Source organism: Peribacillus sp. JNUCC 23 (genome assembly GCF_053653995.1).
The window spans coordinates 3,261,882-3,279,185 of the sequence record NZ_CM132202.1 but is presented as its reverse complement, the minus strand read 5'-3'; the positions used below and the strand labels follow the sequence as shown (position 1 = coordinate 3,279,185).

Sequence of the window (17,304 nt, the reverse complement as noted above, 5' to 3'; positions counted from 1 at the left end):
CCTTTTTGAACACGCATTATTAGGAGGTTAACAAGTTGGTGCAGAAAAAAATACTCGTTCTCCCATGTGTCGTTTTGCTTGCCGGACTCATTGGTTGCACGGCTAATAATCAGGCTGGGGATCAGAATCAAGAGGATGTTCTAAATACGGGCGGCTATGATTCGAATGAAAAGGATAATTTAGTCCGGCAAATCACGTATCAAGCACCAATTGGACAGGTGGTACACGATTATAACGAAGCCAATCAAATTCAAGAAAATCTAACGAGAAATGGCGAAAACCCCACCATACCGAGATCGGATTATGGCAATGGGCTCCTATTTCAAGAGCGCAATTTCAGCCAGAAAGATCGTAATTACCACGGTCACATCACCCCACTAAGGACGAAATCGTCGTATTACAATGCGTATGAAGGAAGGCTTGTCGACGCCATCATGAAAAAAGCAAACAAAGTCGATCATGTGAAAGAATCATGCGCGATTGTCAGAGATCAAGAGCTCATTGTTACATTATTGCTTGACGATTATTCGAGGGATGCGGCAATTGCTGCTAAAGAAGAAGTAGAAAGTAGGGTCCAACCGATGGCTGGCAATCGTACCTTGTACGTCCTAACTGATCAAGGAGTTTATTATCGCACAACAGTGCTTGATAATAAACTTCGTGGTGGTGGACCAAAGGAACAGGTCATCTTGAACGTGGAAAATATGATGGAAACTTTAGGGGTACATGAGAACCATTTGAAATAATTTCAGAAGGGTCTGATCTCACACTCTATATACCGTTTATTATGTCTTATACACGTCATATACACGATATATAGTAGTTGTGGGGCCTAACCTTTTTTTATGGAACCGTTTTTTTATGAGTAAAATCCCTTTTACTGGCCAAACTATGGACTAAAAGATTCCATAGTTTGGCTAAAAGAGGTGATAGTAGTGAAATTGAAATTTGTCTTTCTTTCTATTCTTTTAACAGGAATCGCTTGGATCGGATCTGTTTCATCGGCAACTGAGCAAACATCCGTGATTACGCAAGCCTTGGAAAGAAAGGTCGTATTGCAGCGGGTGTATTTGGACGGTGAGATGAGTGAAGAGACGCGTACAGAGTCTATTTTAGCAATGGAGGATTTCTGGGCGGAATATGCAGGCTGGCAGCTCGTTGACCAAAATAATGAAGAAATCATCTTGAAGAAAAACGAGTCTGATATATCGCCGTTACTAAAGTCAAATGGTTTTTTTGGAATAAGTGAAGATGGAACATTTTCTATTTTCAACGGCAAGCCTGAGGAACAAAAAATCATTCAATCCTTTTTTCATATTGATATAGAGCGGTTAGAAGTGAAAATACAAGAAGAGCTCGTCCAAGGCATTCCCATTTTGAATAAGAATCAGTACGAAAAGGTGCTTGAAGTGTACAAGTCATATTCTCTTCCAAGTGGCGAAAAGTGAAAGTTTCTATTTATTCAATAAAGTAGGCATGTTTCGTTTAAGGAAAGGGAACGAACATGTCTGTTTGTGTTGTTTTTTTAAAAAATACATATTGCGATCTTGATAGCGATCATTTCTCTGCCTAGTCCGTGTTTTTATGGTAAAATAGGAGATAAAGCAAATTCAGGGAGCGAAGAGATTTGTATGATTATATAAAAGGTACGATTGATTATATTGGACCGGAATACATAGTAGTGGAAAATGGAGAGATTGGCTATCAAATTATGACGCCCAATCCTTTTGTCTTTTCATCAAGGGAAAAAGAAAAGGTGCAGATTTTCCTCTACCACCACGTCCGCGAAGATATCGCCGCGTTTTACGGTTTTGAAACGCGTGAGCAAAAAGCATTGTTCACAAAATTGTTGAATGTAACGGGAATTGGACCAAAGGGGGCGCTTGCGATTTTGGCTTCTGGCCAAGTCGAACAAGTGGTACAGGCAATCGAGAATGAAGATGAAGCCTTCCTTGTGAAATTTCCGGGTGTCGGCAAGAAAACAGCACGCCAGATCGTTCTTGATTTGAAAGGGAAGCTTGAAAACATTATTCCTGATGCTTTTCCGAATCTTTTCAATGATGGCCATGCTAAAGCTGTAAGAGCAGCTGGTTTCAGTGAAGCGTTAGAAGAGGCGACACTTGCATTGAAAGCACTCGGGTATTCCGAGAAAGAAGTGCAGCGGGTAGCGAAGAAGCTTCTGGATGAGGAAATGACGACAGAACAATATATTAAAAAAGCATTGCAAATGATGTTAAGATAAGGGGGGGCGAACATGGAGGAGAGACTGCTCAACCAGGAAGCTGAATTGAACGAACAATCCTTTGAACAAAGCCTCAGACCTCAATATTTAAAACAATATATTGGCCAAGAAAAAGTAAAGGCGAATTTAAGTGTTTATATAGAAGCGGCGAAAATGCGTGAAGAAACTTTGGATCATGTTCTTTTATATGGACCACCTGGACTTGGGAAAACAACCCTTGCTGTGATCATTGCCAATGAAATGGGTGTGAATGTCCGGACAACATCAGGTCCGGCGATTGAAAGGCCTGGTGATTTGGCGGCGATTCTGAGTGCGCTTGAGCCAGGTGATGTCTTGTTTATCGATGAAATCCACCGTTTGCCTCGTACTGTTGAAGAAGTGTTGTATCCAGCAATGGAAGATTTCTGTTTAGATATCGTCATTGGAAAAGGGCCGACTGCTCGTTCTGTAAGAATTGACTTGCCGCCCTTTACGCTTGTTGGAGCAACGACTCGGGCAGGCTCCTTGTCTGCACCATTGCGAGATCGTTTTGGTGTATTAAGTAGGCTTGAATATTACACGGAACCACAGCTTGCGGATATTATCGTGCGGACTGCTGTGATTATGGAAACAGAAATGGATCAACAAGCGGCAGGGGAGTTAGCACGACGCTCTCGTGGTACACCGCGGATTGCCAACCGATTGCTTAGACGAGTCCGGGATTTTGCCCAGGTTCGTGGAGATGGTACAATTACACGTGAAATGGCCGATTATGCACTTGAATTAATGCAAGTCGACCGTTTAGGTTTGGATCATATTGACCATAAATTACTTAAAGCCATTATTGAAAAATTTCGCGGTGGCCCCGTTGGTTTAGAAACGATTGCAGCGACAATCGGTGAAGAATCCCATACGATTGAGGATGTTTACGAGCCGTATCTCCTGCAAATCGGGTTTATCCAACGAACGCCAAGAGGTCGGATTGTGACAGAGCTTGTCTACAGGCATTTTCAGATTGAGCCATTAGTTGAGTAGATCCAGCCGATTTATATTTAGGCGTCTAGAGAATGATTTAATGATTTAGGAAGTGAAAAAGTTGAAAGTAGATTTATTTGATTTTCATTTACCAGAAGAATTGATTGCACAAGTTCCGCTTTTAGACCGTGAATCAAGCCGATTAATGGTGCTGAATAAAGAGACTGGTGAGATCGAGCATGAAACATTTAAGCAAATCACGAACTATCTGAACCCAGGAGACTGCCTCGTATTGAACGATACGAAAGTTCTTCCAGCAAGATTATTTGGTAGTAAAGATGGTACAGGTGCGAAGATAGAAGTACTTCTGTTAAAACAGCAAGATAATGATTCATGGGAAACGCTTGTTAAGCCAGCAAAACGGATTAAAGAAGGGTCTGTCATTGTATTCGGAGATGGCAAGCTTAAAGCCGTTTGCACAGGTGTGCTTGAGCATGGCGGAAGAATCCTTGATTTTAGCTATGAAGGGATTTTTTACGAAGTGTTGGATGAGCTTGGTACGATGCCATTGCCGCCTTATATTAAAGAACAACTGGATGATCAGGACCGCTATCAAACCGTCTTTGCCAGGGAGCGGGGATCAGCAGCAGCTCCTACAGCTGGCCTGCATTTTACCGAGCAGCTTTTGGAAAAAATCAAAGAGATGGGCGTTCATGTTGCGTTTATCACATTGCATGTCGGGTTAGGTACATTCCGTCCAGTGAGTGTCGACGATATCGACAACCATGATATGCATTCGGAATTTTATCAAATGACGGCTGATACAGCACAGATTTTGAATCAAGTTCGTTCAGATGGTGGAAGGATTATTACAGTCGGCACTACGTCAACTAGAACACTGGAAACGATCGCATCGCGTCATGATGGTGTTTTTCAAGAAGAAAGTGGTTGGACGAGTATCTTCATTCACCCGGGTTATGAGTTTAAGGGGATTGATGGCATGATTACCAATTTCCATTTGCCAAAATCAACACTGATCATGTTAGTCAGTGCGCTGTCTAGTAGAGAACATGTGTTACACGCCTACGAAACAGCCGTTTTAGAAAAATACCGCTTTTTCAGTTTCGGCGATGCGATGTTGATTATCTAAAGTGAAACGACCATCAGTCGAGGGATTACAGACTGTTAAACCGGGATAAAGTGAACCTTCAATCAGTGGGGGGCATCCCCCACTGATTGTTAGTTGAACCAATCGGGCTTTTACGGGCAGTTGTCTCCCACCTACGCTTCTTCGATTCCTCTAAGCCTTGAGGTGGGGGTCTTACTGCCCGTTAATGCGGGATAAAAATTTTTAAAAATAAAGGAGTTCTTGCTTTTGACTGCAATACGTTACGAACATATTAAAACTTGTAAACAAAGTGGTGCGAGACTAGGAATTGTTCATACACCACACGGCTCTTATGAAACGCCAGCATTTATGCCAGTAGGAACGATGGCAACTGTAAAAACGATGTCACCAGAAGATTTAAAACAAATGGGTGCCAATATTATTTTAAGTAATACGTACCATCTATGGCTACGTCCGGGTCATGAAATTATTAAGGAAGCGGGCGGCCTGCATAAATTCATGAACTGGGACCGTGCTATTTTAACCGACTCTGGCGGATTCCAAGTATTCAGTTTAAGCGACTTCCGAAAAATTGAAGAAGAAGGCGTTCATTTCCGAAATCATTTGAATGGGGACAAGCTTTTCTTAAGTCCAGAAAAAGCGATGGAAATTCAAAATGCGCTCGGCTCTGATATTATGATGGCGTTTGATGAATGCCCACCATTCCCGGCAACTGAAGAGTATATGAGAAAATCGGTTGAACGTACGTCGCGTTGGGCTGAACGTTGCTTAAACGCTCACGAGCGTCCACAAGATCAAGGGTTATTCGGAATCGTCCAAGGTGGCGAATACGAACACTTGCGTAAACAAAGTGCAAAGGATCTTGTTTCACTAGACTTCCCTGGCTATGCAATTGGTGGTTTATCTGTTGGTGAACCGAAAGATATTATGAACCGTGTGCTCGAATTTACGACACCGCTATTGCCGAGTGACAAGCCTCGTTACTTAATGGGTGTTGGTTCACCGGATTCATTAATTGACGGTGCGATTCGCGGGGTTGATATGTTTGACTGTGTCCTGCCAACGAGGATTGCTCGTAATGGAACTTTAATGACAAGTAATGGTCGGTTAGTTGTGAAAAATGCGAAGTATGCGCGTGATTTCGGACCAATCGATGAAAACTGTGATTGCCATGTTTGTAAAAATTACAGCCGTGCCTATATTCGTCATTTAATTAAATGTGAAGAAACGTTTGGAATTCGATTAACTACTTACCATAACCTTCATTTTCTGTTAAACTTAATGGAGCAAGTCAGACAAGCGATCCGCGAAGATCGATTGTTAGACTTTAGAGAAGAATTTTTTGAGCAATACGGTTTTAATAAGCCAAATGCTAGGAATTTCTAACTCAACAAAATAGATATTATTCAGAAAGGAGAGATAGTATGCAAGGTCTAGGTGGAATATTACCATTAGTATTAATGTTTGTTCTGTTTTACTTCTTATTGATTCGTCCAAACCAAAAGCGACAAAAAGCGGTTAATTTGATGCAATCAAGCTTAAAAAGAGGGGACAAAGTCGTAACAATCGGCGGCCTCCATGGGACAATTGATAGTATTGAAGATGCAACAGCTGTCATTAAAGCGACAGATGGAAGTAAACTGAAATTCGAACGTTCTGCAATCCGTGAAGTAAAGGAAAGCGCTCCGGAAAAAGAACTCGTATAATCAGAATGAAAAAACGGTTTCCAATGTGGAACCGTTTTTCTTTTGGTTATTATGTTTTACGTTTGTGAGGAGCTCATGTTCACCCCAAGAACGCCGCCCATCATCGCGGTCACAACGAAGCAGCCTTGATGAATCCATTGCTTCAGGGAGAATAGTGAGTCATGACCAAGATATTGGAACATTAGAATAATCAATACATAAAGCATCCCTGTTCCACTACCTAACAGCAACCCTTGTTTTTTCCCTTTGCCACCTGAAACAAAGCCACCAATAAACAATGTGATAAAAGAAAGTGCCATAATAATATAAGTGAGTGAACTTTCCGTAACACTCGTAAACCGCAGAATCATTGCAAAAATGAAGCTGAAAAGAATGACTAATATAAAAATGACGCCCACTCCATGCAAAATTGCAGTCCCCATTTTTCTTGTTTCGATTGTACTCCTCCCCCTTCAAAATGACTCAAGTCTTAAATAGGCCTGGATGTCTTTGTACAAGCATATTCGATAGACCTTAGTTTTAGACCAGAAGAAGGAAATGAAAATTGTAACAACCATTAGAGAGAGGCTGTTCAAAAAGTCCGGTAAAAATAGCTATCGAATTTCTTCGTCGGTCTGTCTCTCCGATCCTTAAGACCATCGCTCGCAGAACTGCTCGGCTCTTTTTATCCATCTTTTTAAACACGCACTATTATACTCAATGGTCATAAATAATTTTAAGACCTTAGGGCTATCCTAAAAGAGATTGTAATGATTGGGGGGCCTAGTTCATGAACGTTTATTTAACGGTAAGTTTACGCACAATTATCATTTATTTGCTCATTCTTTTGATTTTCAGATTAATGGGGAAGCGAGAAGTAGGGGAATTGAGTGTGTTGGATTTAGTTATTTTTATTATGATTGGCGAAATGGCGGTTTTGGCAATTGAGAATTTTGATAAACCGATTATGTATACCGTTTTGCCCATGTTGATCCTATTGATTATCCAAATTATTTTAGCCATTGTATCACTAAAAAGTCCAAAGGCAAGAAAAATCATCGACGGCTCACCGACACTCATTGTGAATAAAGGGAAAATAGATGAAGCAGCCATGAAAAGTCAACGCTATAATTTCGATGATTTGCTTATGCAGCTGAGAGCTCAAAATATTCTAAGTGTTAGTGATGTTGAATATGCAATATTAGAAACGTCAGGTGAGCTATCTGTGATCGAAAAAAAACAAGTGAAAAAGTCGGATAAAACAGGTCCTTTTCCGCTCATTCTTGATGGTGAATTACTAACATCTAATTTAAAATACATTAACAAATCTCCCGAATGGTTGATGAAGCAGATTGAGCAAAAGGGCTATACGGATATCAATCTCATCTCGTTTTGCAGCTATGTTGACGGTCAATTGTTTATTGATGAAAAATAAAGCCTCGCGCATTTTTTTCAGCGCCAGGCAAATTTTGCAAGCATTTGGCCAATAACTGGAATCCGCTGGAGTTCGGCTTTCTTTATTTCTCCAAGGAGTAGGAGAAGAATGCCGAACGTGATTCCCATATTAATGCATGAAATCAATAGTCGTGGTAACAAAGGTTGAGAAGCGAACAAGGTAAAATAAGAATAATGTCCACAGAATCCTGAGAGCAGTGTAATCAATACGGTAGATGCATATAAACGAAGATGAATCGTAACCGGAATAATTTTTAAAAGAGTCGTGAAATGTAGGAACGTGACTAATACAGTGCCCACAGCAATTCCAATTGCGGCACCCATGATGCCGAAGCTCTCTTTAGAAGCGAGAAACCAAATGGCTGCAATTTTGATAATTGAACCAATTAAGCTGTTTACCATCGCAGCTTTTGCCAAATTCAGTGCCTGAAGCATCGACTGCAGTGGCGTTTGAAAATAAAATAAAATGAAAAACGGCGCTAAAAATTTAATGAAAACAGCCGCATTATCAGATCCGTACATAATTTGTAAAATTGGTTCTGCGAGGACAAATAAAACGACTACAGCTAGGGCACCTGTTATCAAAGTAATTCGGATCGATTGTTGAAGTCTTCGCTCAATTAATTTGGTATCACCAACCGATTGGGCTTCGCTAATCGATGGAATGAGTGATGTTGCTAAAGACGCGGTCACAAAAGATGGCAGCATTAATAAAGGCAGGGCATATCCTGTTAGTTCCCCATATTGCTTTGTAGCCACTGATGCGGTTAATCCGGAAATGGCTAGGCTTTGAGCAACGACAATTGGCTCAAGAAACCATGCAACATTGCCGATGAAGCGGCCTCCTGTATTGGGTAAGGCAATTCCCATCAATTCCTTAAATGTACTTTTTCCAGATGAAAAAACGGAAAAGAAATTTTTGCGCATTTTAAAATGTTTCTTTATTTTAAACATGGTAAGTAAATAAACGAGAGAAACGAGTTCACCGATAATCGAAGCAAACATCGCGCCAGCTGCTGCGTATTCAATCCCATATGGCAGAAACGCTTTCGTCAAAACAGCAATGAAGGTAATTCGGGCAATTTGTTCAATCACTTGCGAAAATGCGAACGGCTTCATATTTTGCTTGCCTTGGAAATAGCCGCGAATCACCGATGAAATGGCGATAATCGGCACAATGGGTGCAATCGCCATTAGCGGCCATACCGTGCGCTCATCTGTGAAAAGCTGCTGACTTAGCCAAGGAGCAAGCAAAATCATAGCTGGTGTAAAAATCAGCGACAAAGTGAGCGTGCAAGCAATTGAAACAACAAGGATTTTCTTTACTTTTCGTTCATCACCCTTAGCATTCGCTTCTGCCACATACTTCGAAATCGCAACAGGTAAACCAAGTTGCGTAATATTGACGACAAGGAACAGGGTCGGAAGTGCCATCATATATAGACCAACGCCCTCTTCACCGATGAAACGGGCAATGACGATTCGATTAATAAATCCAAGAATCCTCGTAATCAAGCTCGCACCAAGCAAAATGAGGGTTCCTTTTAAAAATTTCGACATGCGATTCATCCCTGCCTTCTCAAAAAAGCTAATATCATATACAATTATCTATATGAAAATGTGGACAAAGCATGACTTAGTCTTCTAAAAAAAGCCTAGGAAATTAGAAAAGGTGAAGGGAAAATGAACCCAGTGGAGGTGTCTTTAATGGAAAAACAACATCCTTATCAGCGCTATTTTATAAAAGTGAAGCCTGTTTTACGTAACAAAGTGGAAGAATTACGGCTGCTCGGTTTAGATGACGTGAACGAAGATGAAGTATGGGAATGTCTTGTATTGAAAAAGTGGAAGAAACCGGATGCGGACATACGTATTTATGAAATCGTCCAAGACATTTTGACTCTCTCCAATAGTCAATTCATGACGTATAAAACGATAGAAGCTTATACAGCGCCCAATTTGTTTGAGGATTTATCAAGTGAAGAGTTGAAACAATTGCTCAAAGATTAATGTTTTGTAAAAGGGATAAACTTAAATTGACAGTAGTTTGTAATTGTCTCATAATAATGGTGTTGCAATTATTTAGAAATTTTAATGGGGAAATATGGCTATAAGCCTGTTTTCTGATTAGGTATGTTATACGCTTTTCATCAAACTCAGAACAGGATGAAACTTGTTCGATAGAACCCGTTTCTTTTGTAAGGATGCCGATCATACCGAACACTGAAACTATTGGGTAAGGCGTGTAAAAGAAAGGGGTCCACAAATCAATGGTAAAAAGAAGTAGAATCGTTGCGTTTTTTCTCATCTTACTATTCATTATCGCGACGATGGGCACAACTTCAAAAGGAATCTTAAGTAATATTAAGCTCGGTCTTGACCTGCAAGGCGGTTTCGAGGTTCTGTATGAAGTAATACCAGGTGAAAATCAAAAAGTTACTCCAGATGTACTAAGTAGTACCGTAGAGTCTTTAAACCGACGAGTGAACGTCCTCGGTGTTAGTGAGCCAGTTATTTCGATTGAGGGGAATAATAGGATTCGCGTGCAAATACCTGGTGTTGAAGACCAGAGTAAAGCTCGAGAAATTCTATCGACTCAAGCGAAGCTCTCTTTCCGCGATTACAATGATACATTGATGCTAACTGGTTCCGATTTAAAAGAAGGCGGTGCAAAGCCAACTTTTGATGAAAATAATACACCAGCTGTATCTGTCACGTTAAAAGATAAAAATAAATTCAAAGAAGTGACGCAAAAAATTTCAGCCATGCCTCAAGGTACGAATCTTTTAGCAATCTGGCTTGATTTTGAAGAAGGAAAAGATTCCATCAAAGGAAATCAGGAGAATATGATTTCCGCACCTGCTGTTTCCCAAGTATTTAGTACAGATACTGTTCAAATTACCGGGAACTTCACAGTGAAAGAATCAAAAGAACTAGCTGATCTATTAAATGCAGGTTCCCTGCCAGTTGAATTGAAAGAAGTGTATTCAACTTCAGTTGGCGCACAATTCGGTGAACAGGCATTAACTGAAACCATTTTTGCTGGAATCATCGGCATTCTGCTTATTTTCGTATTCATGTTAGGCTACTACCGCTTCCCGGGTTTCATTGCGGTTGTGACCTTAGCTGTTTATATTTTCTTAACATTACTAGTGTTCGATTGGATGAACGCGGTATTGACATTGCCAGGTATTGCTGCCTTGATTCTCGGGGTCGGAATGGCAGTGGATGCGAATATTATCACATATGAACGAATTAAGGATGAAATCAAACTTGGCCGCTCGGTGAAAGCAGCAGTGGCTGAAGGGACGAAAAACTCACTTAGTACGATTTTCGATGCGAACTTAACGACGCTAATTGCTGCAGGCGTATTGTTCTTTTATGGGACAAGCTCAGTTAAAGGATTCGCAACAACGCTGATCATCAGTATATTAATGAGCTTTATCACAGCGGTTTATGGAACACGTTTCTTCATGAACATGTGGGTGAACAGCAATATCTTTAACAAGCGCCCAGGCTGGTTTGGTGTGAACAAGAAACATATTCATGATCTTGCTGAAAAAATGGATCTGTATCACTTGCCAACTCGCTTTGATAAACTCGATTTTGTTAAAACAAGAAAAATATTTTACGGGCTTTCAATTGGTGTGACCATCATCGGTATCATCTTCCTGTTTGTTTTCGGCTTGAATCTTGGCATTGATTTCAGCAGTGGTACGCGTGTTGAAGTGACTTCACCTCAATCGTTAACAAAAGAAGAAATCAAAGGCGAATTTGATTCTCTCAAACTGAAGACAGAAGACATTGTCCTTGCTGGTGCAAATAATCAAACAGGTGTTGTCCGACTAAAAGGGGTTCTCGATAAACAAGAAATTGCTGACTTAAAGAGCCATTTCGTAAAGAAATATAAAGCTGAGCCGAATGTTAGCACTGTTTCCCCGACAGTCGGTAAAGAACTTGCGAAAAACGCCTTGAAAGCTGTCTTGATTGCATCGCTTGGTATCATCTTGTATGTTTCTGTTCGTTTTGAATGGAGAATGGGTGTACCAACGGTCATCGCGCTCCTGCATGATGCCTTTTTCATCATAACCATATTCAGCTTATTGCAAATAGAAGTCGATCTAACCTTTATCGCAGCCGTACTGACGATCATCGGTTACTCGATCAATGATACGATCGTGACCTTTGACCGGATCCGGGAAAATCTGCGTCATAAGAAGAAAATTAAGACCGTGGAAGAACTTGAAGAAATTACGAACATCAGTATCCGCCAAACATTAACACGCTCCATCAACACCGTATTAACCGTGCTTGTTGCTGTTGTCGCATTGTTAATCTTCGGCAGCGATGCTATCCAAAACTTCGCACTTGCACTCCTTATCGGAATGCTTTGCGGCGTCTATTCTTCACTTTTCATCGCTTCTCAGTTCTGGCTTGACCTGAAAGCAAAAGAATTGAAGAAAAAAGGAACACTCAACACAGAAAAAGCTAAAAAAGAAAATCTAGAAGGACAAGTATAAAATGAAGGACCAGCGATTATGCTGGTCCTTTATTTTGTTTTCGTCGTGAATCGATCGAATAGGGCTGCGGCACGCAAATCGCAAATTTCGCACGAAACGTCCTTATACCGGCACGAAAGCCTTCCGAACTGGCATGTAAAGAGACGAATACGGCACGCAAATACGATTTGCGGCACGTAATGGATGAAAAGGAAAAGAGTGTGTGATGTCACCCATAATAATTGCCCGCCGCACATCATGGAGCTTGGGGTTTTTTATAAAAGTTGTAATAAAAGGGGGTGGTTTGAATGAAGTACCCGTCCTCAACTGGCTGCGGCACGCAAATCGTAAATCGCGCTCGAAATGTTTCCAATCCGGCACGGAAGCTTTCCGAACTGGCACGTAATGGATGAAAAGGAAAAGAGTGTGTGATGTCACCCATAATAATTGCCCGCCGCACATCATGGAGCTTGGGTTTTTTTATAAAAGTTGTAATAAAAGGGGGTGGTTTGAATGAAGTGTCCGTCCTTAACTGGTTGCGGCACGCAAATCGTAAATCGCGCTCGAAACATGTCCATTCCGGCATGAAAGCCTTCTGAACTGGCACGTAAAGAAGCGAATCCGGCACGCAAAATCAAATAGCGGCCCGTAAAGGTTCAATACGATACTTAACTAGGCTATTTTTCACCTTCTTTTGTAAAGATTAGATAGGTTTTTGCTAAAATGAGTAGGATTTCCTTTGGTTTTGTCGAATGATTTAGATACTAACATATAAGGAGTGATTTTTTGTTTATTAAAGAATGTGGACCTTCGCTGACCTTAAGAAAAATGCAAGCTTTATTGCGAAGATTACCTTTTGAAGATTCTAATAGGCCAATTATTGAGAATGATTATGGCAAGTATTTGGCGGGGTTTCGAGGAGAGCAGTCGCTCGTTTATTATTTAACCTTTTTGGATGATAAAAATTATCTGATTTTTCACGATTTAAGACTGCCGATTCTTCATCATTTTTTTCAGCTCGATTATTTAATTCTTACCGCCAATTTTGCTTTAATTCTTGAAGTGAAGAACTATTCAGGCACCGTTTATTTTGATCCCCAGTTTGACCAATTAATCCGAACGACCCAACAGGACGTTGAGGAAACTTTCCCGGATCCTGTTTCACAGGTAGAACAACACCGCGCCAATCTTCTGAAATATCTTCATGACCAAAAACTTGGTCCAATTCCAATTGAAACACTCGTTATTTTTTCCAATCCTTATACTCAACTTAAAACTACCCAGGGCAATCACAAAATCACAAAAAAGGTGATCCATAAAGAAAAATTTCTGCAAAGTTTTCAAGTATTTGAGAAAAAATATTCAAAAGAAGTTCTGACACATAAATCAATGAAGAAAGTGTCAAAAATAATTATGAGATCACATACACCACTGAATCAAGATTTATTATTGAAATATCAAATTCATAGAGAAATACTTATGAGTGGTGTTCATTGTCCGATTTGTTTTACACTGCCAATGGAAAAGTTAATGGGTAAGTGGAGATGTAATAATTGTACTCATCAATCAAATGACGCCTACATCGAATCAATCCAAGATTATGCACTACTTGTTGATACTAAAGTTACGAATAAGGAGTTCCGCAACTTTCTCGAAATACCATCAGCATCGATTTCTGCAAAACTCCTTAACTCGATGAACCTCCCTAAAGAGGGCAAATCAAGAGCTGTTACATATCAACTCAAACATGATGAATAAGTATCATTACGGAACACTAGACAGGTATTTTTCATTATTTCACGTCTAAATATATCTTTGGCACGCAAATCGCAAATTTCACACGAAACGTCCCTATTCTGGCACGAAAGCCTTCCGATCTGGCACGTAAAAGGACGAATTCCGCACGCAAATTTAATTTGCGGCACGTAATAGATGAAAAGGAAGAAAAATCTACGCATCGACGCCGGATGGAAGCGAAATAAGTTTGAAACCCCTCGCCCTCTTTTGTATACTTATAAGATTGAGGGGTGAATGTATTGTTAAAGCCAAGAACTCGTTGGAACTTACAATCTGCCGATGAGCAGATTACGGATGTGCTAGCAAAGGAACTTCATATAACACCTCTAGTTGCATCGCTATTGGTTAATCGAGGCTTCCAAACAGTTGAAGAAGCCCGGTCTTTTCTTTTTATAAAAAAACAAGCCTTCCACGATCCGTTTTTACTAAAAGATATGGATCTTGCCGTTGAACGAATAAAAGCTGCTATAAATAATGGTGAAAAAATTCGCATCTTTGGAGATTACGATGCGGATGGCGTTAGTTCAACGACCGTGATGATGGATACGTTGAATAAGCTTGGTGCGAATGCTGATTTTTACATTCCGAATCGTTTCACTGAAGGATATGGCCCGAATGAAATGGCCTTCCGATTAGCGGCACAAGAAGGCGTAAAGCTATTGATTACCGTAGATACGGGGATTTCAGCGATTAACGAAGCGAAGATTGCGAAAGAATTAGGCATCGATTATATTGTCACTGATCACCATGAACCAGGGGTGGAATTGCCGGAAGCGCTAGCAATTCTCCATCCTAAAATTGCCGGGAACCCATATCCATTTAAAGATTTGGCTGGTGTTGGCGTTGCGTTCAAGCTTGCGCATGCGCTACTAGGAGAATTGCCAGAGGACTTGCTTGAAATTGCAGCGATTGGAACGATTGCTGATCTTGTCCCACTTTATGGGGAAAATCGCTTGCTTGCAGCGAAGGGAATTGAACAGCTTCGCCAGACAAGACGACCAGGCCTCCTTGCACTTATGAAAAAAGCAGGCATTCAGCAGGACGCATTGAATGAAGAATCGATTGGGTTTGGCATGGCACCACGGATTAATGCTGCTGGTCGACTTGGAGCCGCTGATCCTGCCGTGGATTTACTCATGGCTGAAGATATGGAAACAGCAGCTGACCTTGCTTCAGAAATTGATGCGATGAATAAAGAACGTCAGGCAATTGTTGCTGAAATCGCCGAAGAAGCGATTCGTGAGGTGGAGGAAAACTATCCACCAGCTGATAACAGTGTCCTGATTATTGGCAAAGAAGGCTGGAATTCAGGGATTGTCGGCATTGTTGCTTCTAAACTTGTGGAGAAATTTTACCGGCCGACTATCGTATTAAGCTATGACAGTGAAACAGGACTTGCGAAAGGTTCGGCCAGAAGTATTGAAGGTTTTGATTTGTTTAAAAATCTAACACAATGCAGTGATATTCTGCCTCATTTTGGTGGCCATCCAATGGCTGCAGGGATGACGTTGAAGCTCGATGATGTACCCGATTTAAGAAGCAGGTTGAACAAGCTTGCGACTGAACAACTGACAGAAGCAGATTTCACACCGATCACCAAGCTTGATGCTAAAACAGATCTTACTGAGGTTAGTATTCAAACGATTGAAGAAATGAGCTTGCTTGCTCCGTTCGGGATGAGCAATCCGAAACCTCGTGTTTTAATAGAAGGCGTCGGTGTGACGGGCATTCGCAAAATAGGATCAAACCAAAATCACCTTAAACTGCAACTTGATAATGGAACGGTCAAACTAGATGGGATCGGGTTTGGAATCGGCGATTATGCTGATCATATTTCACCAAATGCGGAAGTTTCGGTAATTGGGGAACTAGGGATTAATGAATGGAATAATATGAAGAAACCGCAAATCTTTCTTCAAGATATTTCCGTTGCAAATTGGCAGCTTTTCGATTATCGCGGACTGAATCAGGTGGAAAAATGGTTCGAAGATGTGCCGAAGCAAAATCGTAAAGTCATTATTTTCTCAGAAACGACGCTTAGTCGTTACCCATCTTTACGACAGGAACAAGGTTTTTTGCATATTCATAATGAAGAAGAGGCAGCACAAATTGATGTAAACGATTGTTCATTAATTTTAATGGATATGCCACCATCTAAGGGCATTTTGGAAAAATTACTAGCAAACCAAGAACCAGCCCGTATTTATGTTCATCTGTATCATCAGCAAGAGAATTTTCTCAGCACAATGCCGACGCGCGATCATTTTAAATGGTTTTACGGCTTTTTAGCAAAAAAAGGTCCGCTGGATTTGAAACGTTATGGCGATGATTTAGCGAAACATCGTGGCTGGTCGCGAGATACGATTGATTTTATCTCACAGGTGTTTTTTGAATTAGATTTTGTTACAATAGAGAACGGGTTAATTATGCTCACTAACAATGCGAATAAACGCGACTTGAGCGAATCAGAATCATATGCACGTAAGAAAGAGCAATTTGAGCTTGAACGAGAGCTTGTTTATTCTTCCTATCAGCAGTTATTCGATTGGTTCAATCATGTAGTTCATAAGGCGACAGGCCTTGAGGAGGAAACAAAGCAATGGATTTAAAGCAGTTTATCACGATTGTACCTGACTGGCCGAAACCGGGGATCTCATTTAAAGATATCTCAAGTCTGATGGAAAACGGCGAAGCGTATCGATACGCAACAGATCAAATCGTTGAATATGCACAAGATAAACAAATCGACATCGTTGTAGGACCGGAAGCAAGAGGTTTCATTATTGGTTGCCCGGTTGCCTACTCACTTGGCGTCGGTTTTGCACCTGTTCGTAAAGAAGGGAAACTTCCGCGCGAAACAATTAAAGTCGAATACGGCTTAGAGTATGGCAAAGACGTATTAACGATGCATAAAGATGTCATCAAACCAGGGCAACGTGTACTGATTACAGATGATCTGCTTGCAACGGGTGGAACCATTGAAGCAACGATCAAGCTTGTTGAAGAGCTTGGTGGTATTGTTGCAGGGATTGCGTTCTTAATTGATTTAACATACTTAGAAGGTAGAAGTAAATTAGAAGGTTACGACGTTCTAACTTTAATGACCTACTAAAAATTTGAGAATATTCCACAGGGTCATACCTCACTGTCTATACATTGTTTATTGTGTAGATGTGAAGGTAGGCCCTTTTTATTATTAATTATTGGTAAAGAAACGGTGAATTTTGTCGTTATTGATTAAAAATAACTCGAATTATGCAGAAAATGCGGTCTTAGCTCTTTACATATGGCTTCTTTTTCTTGATAATAGATACAATACTATTTTTCTGGTTTTTGGACAAGAGGCAAAGGGTCAGACCTTTGGACATCCTCGAATAGCGGAACAACGATTCTTTCAACTGTAATAATTGTCACTTTTTGCTGAATACCTGTATATCCATTTTGTCTTGTAGCAAGATGAAGCATCAGCGTCAGCACTAAATGTGGCTATTTTTTATTAACCTTATTCGGAAAACCTTTTGATAGGCGAATCTGCTGGGTAAA

Annotated in this window: 16 protein-coding genes; 13 read left to right on the top strand and 3 right to left on the bottom strand. The window is 40.6% G+C overall.

Annotated features, from left to right (window positions below; all coding sequences use genetic code 11):
- The first annotated feature begins 38 nt into the window (after positions 1 to 38).
- From JNUCC23_RS15755 to yajC, 7 genes are all read left to right on the top strand, one after another.
- Complete coding sequence (locus tag JNUCC23_RS15755) at positions 39 to 746, top strand: YhcN/YlaJ family sporulation lipoprotein (protein WP_253722535.1); 708 nt, start codon at positions 39 to 41, stop codon at positions 744 to 746.
- Positions 747 to 935: 189 nt separating this feature from the next.
- Positions 936 to 1,448 carry a BofC C-terminal domain-containing protein gene (locus JNUCC23_RS15750; RefSeq protein ID WP_403069428.1) on the top strand — a complete coding sequence of 171 codons (513 nt, stop codon included), beginning with the start codon at positions 936 to 938 and terminating at the stop codon, positions 1,446 to 1,448.
- A gap of 179 nt (positions 1,449 to 1,627) precedes the next feature.
- Positions 1,628 to 2,242 carry a Holliday junction branch migration protein RuvA gene (ruvA, locus tag JNUCC23_RS15745; RefSeq protein ID WP_062177247.1) on the top strand — a complete coding sequence of 205 codons (615 nt, stop codon included), beginning with the start codon at positions 1,628 to 1,630 and terminating at the stop codon, positions 2,240 to 2,242.
- A gap of 12 nt (positions 2,243 to 2,254) precedes the next feature.
- Entirely contained in the window at positions 2,255 to 3,256 is a 1,002-nt protein-coding gene (gene ruvB, locus JNUCC23_RS15740) for a Holliday junction branch migration DNA helicase RuvB (RefSeq protein WP_062177250.1), read from the top strand.
- Between the two features lie 61 nt (positions 3,257 to 3,317).
- Positions 3,318 to 4,346, top strand: coding sequence for a tRNA preQ1(34) S-adenosylmethionine ribosyltransferase-isomerase QueA (gene queA, locus JNUCC23_RS15735; protein WP_062177252.1), 1,029 nt, complete (start codon positions 3,318 to 3,320; stop codon positions 4,344 to 4,346).
- A gap of 225 nt (positions 4,347 to 4,571) precedes the next feature.
- Entirely contained in the window at positions 4,572 to 5,711 is a 1,140-nt protein-coding gene (gene tgt, locus JNUCC23_RS15730) for a tRNA guanosine(34) transglycosylase Tgt (RefSeq protein ID WP_062177255.1), read from the top strand.
- A gap of 38 nt (positions 5,712 to 5,749) precedes the next feature.
- Positions 5,750 to 6,031, top strand: a complete 282-nt coding sequence (gene yajC, locus JNUCC23_RS15725; protein ID WP_403069435.1) for a preprotein translocase subunit YajC — start codon at positions 5,750 to 5,752, stop codon at positions 6,029 to 6,031.
- Positions 6,032 to 6,087: 56 nt separating this feature from the next.
- On the opposite strand, the gene JNUCC23_RS15720 is transcribed toward yajC, so the two are convergent.
- Entirely contained in the window at positions 6,088 to 6,429 is a 342-nt protein-coding gene (locus tag JNUCC23_RS15720; RefSeq protein WP_454216097.1) for a TIGR04086 family membrane protein, read from the bottom strand.
- A gap of 371 nt (positions 6,430 to 6,800) precedes the next feature.
- Here JNUCC23_RS15720 and JNUCC23_RS15715 point away from each other — a divergent pair, with 371 nt between their 5' ends.
- A complete protein-coding gene (locus JNUCC23_RS15715; protein ID WP_403069439.1) occupies positions 6,801 to 7,445 on the top strand; it encodes a DUF421 domain-containing protein in 645 nt (214 codons plus the stop codon).
- 17 nt (positions 7,446 to 7,462) lie between these two features.
- On the opposite strand, the gene spoVB is transcribed toward JNUCC23_RS15715, so the two are convergent.
- Positions 7,463 to 9,025, bottom strand: coding sequence for a stage V sporulation protein B (gene spoVB, locus JNUCC23_RS15710; protein WP_454212329.1), 1,563 nt, complete (start codon positions 9,023 to 9,025; stop codon positions 7,463 to 7,465).
- A 147-nt stretch (positions 9,026 to 9,172) separates the two neighbouring features.
- On the opposite strand from spoVB, the gene JNUCC23_RS15705 reads away from it, so the two are divergent.
- From JNUCC23_RS15705 to JNUCC23_RS15685, 5 genes are all read left to right on the top strand, one after another.
- Positions 9,173 to 9,475 (top strand): post-transcriptional regulator, encoded by a 303-nt coding sequence (locus JNUCC23_RS15705; RefSeq protein WP_403069445.1) that lies wholly within the window; start codon positions 9,173 to 9,175, stop codon positions 9,473 to 9,475.
- Between the two features lie 260 nt (positions 9,476 to 9,735).
- Positions 9,736 to 11,985 (top strand): protein translocase subunit SecDF, encoded by a 2,250-nt coding sequence (secDF, locus tag JNUCC23_RS15700; RefSeq protein ID WP_454212327.1) that lies wholly within the window; start codon positions 9,736 to 9,738, stop codon positions 11,983 to 11,985.
- 765 nt (positions 11,986 to 12,750) lie between these two features.
- Positions 12,751 to 13,722, top strand: a complete 972-nt coding sequence (locus JNUCC23_RS15695) for a nuclease-related domain-containing protein (RefSeq protein WP_454212325.1) — start codon at positions 12,751 to 12,753, stop codon at positions 13,720 to 13,722.
- 278 nt (positions 13,723 to 14,000) lie between these two features.
- The gene (recJ, locus tag JNUCC23_RS15690) at positions 14,001 to 16,370 is read left to right on the top strand and encodes a single-stranded-DNA-specific exonuclease RecJ (protein WP_454212323.1); all 2,370 of its coding nucleotides are present in this window, start codon (positions 14,001 to 14,003) and stop codon (positions 16,368 to 16,370) included.
- Positions 16,361 to 16,873 carry an adenine phosphoribosyltransferase gene (locus JNUCC23_RS15685; RefSeq protein WP_062177277.1) on the top strand — a complete coding sequence of 171 codons (513 nt, stop codon included), beginning with the start codon at positions 16,361 to 16,363 and terminating at the stop codon, positions 16,871 to 16,873. Before recJ ends, JNUCC23_RS15685 begins: the two co-directional genes overlap by 10 nt.
- A gap of 206 nt (positions 16,874 to 17,079) precedes the next feature.
- On the opposite strand, the gene JNUCC23_RS15680 is transcribed toward JNUCC23_RS15685, so the two are convergent.
- Positions 17,080 to 17,226 (bottom strand): hypothetical protein, encoded by a 147-nt coding sequence (locus JNUCC23_RS15680; protein ID WP_403069461.1) that lies wholly within the window; start codon positions 17,224 to 17,226, stop codon positions 17,080 to 17,082.
- Between the last annotated feature and the right edge of the window lie 78 nt (positions 17,227 to 17,304).

Excerpts from the sequence above, each read along its gene's own strand:
- JNUCC23_RS15715 (WP_403069439.1), top strand. The coding sequence starts at position 6,801 with ATGAACGTTTATTTAACGGTAAGTTTACGCACAATTATCATTTATTTG.
- spoVB (WP_454212329.1), bottom strand. The coding sequence starts at position 9,025 with ATGTCGAAATTTTTAAAAGGAACCCTCATTTTGCTTGGTGCGAGCTTG.
- ruvB (WP_062177250.1), top strand. The coding sequence starts at position 2,255 with ATGGAGGAGAGACTGCTCAACCAGGAAGCTGAATTGAACGAACAATCC.
- secDF (WP_454212327.1), top strand. The coding sequence starts at position 9,736 with ATGGTAAAAAGAAGTAGAATCGTTGCGTTTTTTCTCATCTTACTATTC.
- JNUCC23_RS15680 (WP_403069461.1), bottom strand. The coding sequence starts at position 17,226 with ATGCTTCATCTTGCTACAAGACAAAATGGATATACAGGTATTCAGCAA.
- yajC (WP_403069435.1), top strand. The coding sequence starts at position 5,750 with ATGCAAGGTCTAGGTGGAATATTACCATTAGTATTAATGTTTGTTCTG.
- JNUCC23_RS15705 (WP_403069445.1), top strand. The coding sequence starts at position 9,173 with ATGGAAAAACAACATCCTTATCAGCGCTATTTTATAAAAGTGAAGCCT.
- JNUCC23_RS15685 (WP_062177277.1), top strand. The coding sequence starts at position 16,361 with ATGGATTTAAAGCAGTTTATCACGATTGTACCTGACTGGCCGAAACCG.